At 42.6% G+C, this 399-nt stretch carries 1 protein-coding gene; it reads right to left on the bottom strand.

All coding sequences use genetic code 11. The features are described 5' to 3' along the window. Positions 1-373, bottom strand: a 373-nt coding sequence (locus tag H6A32_RS17075) for a DUF4372 domain-containing protein (protein WP_430749604.1), incomplete at its 3' end; no start/stop codon positions are given. Positions 374-399: the final 26 nt, after the last annotated feature.

Below are 399 nucleotides of genomic sequence, written 5' to 3'. Positions count from 1 at the left end.
GTGTAATATGCACAAATGCAGGTACTTCCGCTTCAATATCGTAGAGCGTATGCAACTTTATTCCGCCTTTATGTTTGCGAAATTTAGCCCATTCAAACACTGACAGGCACAGATCAATCGTTGTAGAGTCAAATGCATAAACATGACCGTCAAGTTCGAATATTTTATTGATTCTACGCTTGCGGGCCTCGGCAATCATGAATGTTGCGTACTCTTCGAAGATGCGGTAGTTACGTTGCTCATTAGCCTTACTAAGATTGCTCCGAGTTACAGACTTCCCGATTCCGAGATGGTAAAGTTTTCCAGCATGAGCTTCCATAGCCACAATCAAATCTCTAAGACTATCTCGATTGGATAGCTGACCGAACATCATCGTAAGCAGCTGATTCCAACAGGTAT

The sequence above is a fragment of the Drancourtella massiliensis genome (genome assembly GCF_016900655.1).
In the GTDB taxonomy this organism is placed as follows: Bacteria; Bacillota; Clostridia; order Lachnospirales; family Lachnospiraceae; genus Sellimonas; species Sellimonas catena.
Note: the sequence above shows the minus strand (reverse complement) of the source record. Positions and strands in the feature narration are given on the sequence as shown.